General features: G+C 67.5%; 3 protein-coding genes. 2 read left to right on the forward strand and 1 reads right to left on the reverse strand.

From position 1 onward, the window contains the following. Positions 1-48 precede the first annotated feature (48 nt). Positions 49-1014: a YafY family protein gene (locus QMX79_RS20520; protein WP_282248423.1), complete on the reverse strand. Its 966-nt coding sequence runs from the start codon at positions 1012-1014 to the stop codon at positions 49-51. Between the two features lie 89 nt (positions 1015-1103). Here QMX79_RS20520 and QMX79_RS20525 point away from each other — a divergent pair, with 89 nt between their 5' ends. Continuing rightward, complete coding sequence (locus QMX79_RS20525) at positions 1104-1718, forward strand: hypothetical protein (protein WP_282248424.1); 615 nt, start codon at positions 1104-1106, stop codon at positions 1716-1718. A 116-nt stretch (positions 1719-1834) separates the two neighbouring features. After that, positions 1835-2611: a DUF481 domain-containing protein gene (locus tag QMX79_RS20530; RefSeq protein ID WP_282248425.1), complete on the forward strand. Its 777-nt coding sequence runs from the start codon at positions 1835-1837 to the stop codon at positions 2609-2611. Positions 2612-2729 lie beyond the last annotated feature (118 nt).

Genomic DNA, 2729 nt, shown 5'->3' on the forward strand with positions numbered 1-2729 from the left:
GCCACGCCCTGCGTGGCTGGAACCGCAAGCGCCACGCAGGGCGTGGCTCTACTCGTAGTTGCTCAGCGCCATCATCAGGAGCGCCTTGGCCTGCTCGCGCAGCACGGTCGGCTCGATGATTTCCGCATCCGAACCGTAGTGCAGCACGTCCATCAGCAGCTCGCGCGAGACGCTGTAGGGCACCTTCAGCTCGTAGCGGCCGTCGGGCAGGAATCGGCCCTGCTGCTTGGAATGCCAATGCTCGTCGGCCACCCAGCGCGCGGCCTTGGCGCTGAAGACGATGGTGGCCCAGCCCTTGGGCGGTCCGGAGAAGATGCCGTAGCTGGCGCCCAGCTGCTCGTCCAGCTCAGTGTCGTCCACGTCACGCGCGACCGTGTCGACCACGCGGGCCTTGTAGATGCGGTCCACGGCGAAGCTGCGCAGGCCCTCGCGGCCGTGGTCCCAGGCGTCCAAATACCAGTTGTCGCGATAGTGGGTCATGCGCTGCGGCGACACGGTGCGTTTGGTCGCCTCGTCGGTGGAACGGGCCCGGTATTCAAACGCCAGCTGCTTGCGCTCCAGCACCGCCGAGGCCACCGCGCGGAAGCTCGCCTCATCGAACTTGCGGCCGCGGTGCGGGATGACCCGCACCCGGTCCACCGGCCAGGTCGACACGCCGGCCTGCGCGGCCAGCAGCCCTTCAATGCGCTGCTGCAGCGGTGCCAGCACCGACGACAGCACACCGCCGCCGGTACGCGCCAGCAGGTGCTGCGAGGCCAGCAGGGCGTGCAGTTCTTCCGAGCTGAGCCACAGCCCGGGCAGCTCGAACCGCTCGCTCTCGTTGTCCTGGTAGCGGAAGCCGGCCTCGCCATCGCCTTCGACCGGCGCCATCAGCGCATCGCGCAGGAAGGCCAGGTCGCGATAGACGGTGGCGCGCGAACACGCCAGTTTTTCCTGCAGGGTCGCCACCGTGACCGGATAGCGGGCGGACTTCAGCAGACGATGCAGGGCGTTGATGCGTTCATATCGGTCCATGACCCGATTATGTCCGAGTCGCCGCCGTTGTGGCGGCCCGGATCCGAACTTCGGCTATCGTGGGGCCCCCTGCCCGCCCGAACCCCGCCATGCGCCTGCTGCCTGCCGTTGCCGTGCTGTCCCTGCTGCTGACTGCCTGCGGGCAGGCGCCTGCACCCGCCGCTCCTGCTGCCGCCGTGCCGCCGCCGGTTCCGGTGGCCAGCGATCCCGCGCAGGCGGTACTGGCCGCCAGCCAGCGCTTCGGGCAACTGCGCAGCTTCCACGCCAGCCTGCGCATGCAGGGGCCGCGCACGCTGGAGGCCAGCATGGAATTCGTGGCGCCGGACCGCTACCGGCTGCAGACCGACGAGGGCGTGCAGACCATCATCGGCGACACGTTCTTCCTGCAGCGCGCCGGCGAAGTGCGCCAGGTACCGGTGCCGCCGGGCCTGCTGGCGCAATGGCGCAGCCCGCTGCCGGCCGACGCCACCGCTGCCGAACTGCAGGTCGAGGCGCTGGGCGAGGAACGCGTGGCCGGGCAGCCCGCCCGCCGCTACCGCGTGCGCCATGCCAGCGCCGCACCGGACGGAATGCTTTACTGGATCAACGCGGCGGGCCTTCCGGTGCGGATCGAACGCCAGGGCCAGACCCAGGGCAAGCCCTTCAAGGTCACGGTGGATTACAGCCGTTTCGACGACCCGACACTGCAGATCGCGGTGCCCTGAACAGGCGACAAGTCCAAACCTCTCCTAAAGCACGGGCGGGAAAAGGAAAAACCGCGTGAAGGCATCAAGTATCATCACGCGTTGCTCCTCCCCCCAGTTGATCCGGAGAACCGTTGATGTCCCTGCGCGTGACGTTGCTTGCTTCCCTGCTGCTCAGTGCCCCGGCCGCCTTTGCCCAGGACACCACCGACCTGGCCGCGATGACCTCACCCTGGAGCGGCAGCGGCGGTGAACTCGGCTTTGCCTCCGCACGGGGCAACAGCAACACCGAAAGCGCCAACGGCCGCCTGCGCCTGCGCTATACCGATGACGACTGGGTGCACAGCATGGACCTGTTCGGCCTGCGTTCGCGTTCGGAATACACCGAAACCGCAGACGACGGCACCATCACCAAGCGCAGCAACACCACCGCCAACCGCTACACCGGCAGCGCCGGCAGCGCGCTGCAGCTGGGCGAACACCGCCAGATCACCGCCACCGTCCGTTACGAGCGCGACGATTTCGCCACCTACGACCGCCAGAGCTCGTTCGGCCTGGGCTACGGCACCCGGCTGGTGGAGGGCGACCGCTTCTACATGGATGCGCAGATCGGCCCCGGTGTGCGCCGCACGCACAACACCGAAGACGACGAAACCCGCACCGGCCTGATCGGCCGTGGGCTGTTCGACGTGAAGTATTCGCTGACCCCCAATACCGACCTGATCAACACCCTGCTGGTGGAATCGGGCTCGTACAACACCTTCGGCCAGAACGATTTCGGCGTGTCGGTGAGCATGAACGAGCACCTGGCGCTGAAGGCCGCCTGGCAGGCGCGTTACAACAGCGACGTGGCCGAAGACAAGCGCAAGACCGACACCCTGACCACGATGAACGTCGTCTATAAATTCAAATGATGCCCGCGGTGCGTACCGACCAACGGTCGGTACCTACCGGCAACGCTCGTGGTAGGTGCCGACCGTTGGTCGGCACGCTTCAGACGGCAAGCAACTCGCCGGCGCCGCCATCCAGCAG

Source organism: Stenotrophomonas sp. PS02300 (assembly GCF_029959395.1).
Taxonomy (GTDB): domain Bacteria; phylum Pseudomonadota; class Gammaproteobacteria; order Xanthomonadales; family Xanthomonadaceae; genus Stenotrophomonas; species Stenotrophomonas maltophilia_AD.

What these genes read in the sequence shown, in the direction of transcription:
- QMX79_RS20530 (WP_282248425.1), top strand. Translation starts at nt 1,835, where the DNA reads ATGTCCCTGCGCGTGACGTTGCTTGCTTCCCTGCTGCTCAGTGCCCCG.
- QMX79_RS20525 (WP_282248424.1), top strand. Translation starts at nt 1,104, where the DNA reads ATGCGCCTGCTGCCTGCCGTTGCCGTGCTGTCCCTGCTGCTGACTGCC.
- QMX79_RS20520 (WP_282248423.1), bottom strand. Translation starts at nt 1,014, where the DNA reads ATGGACCGATATGAACGCATCAACGCCCTGCATCGTCTGCTGAAGTCC.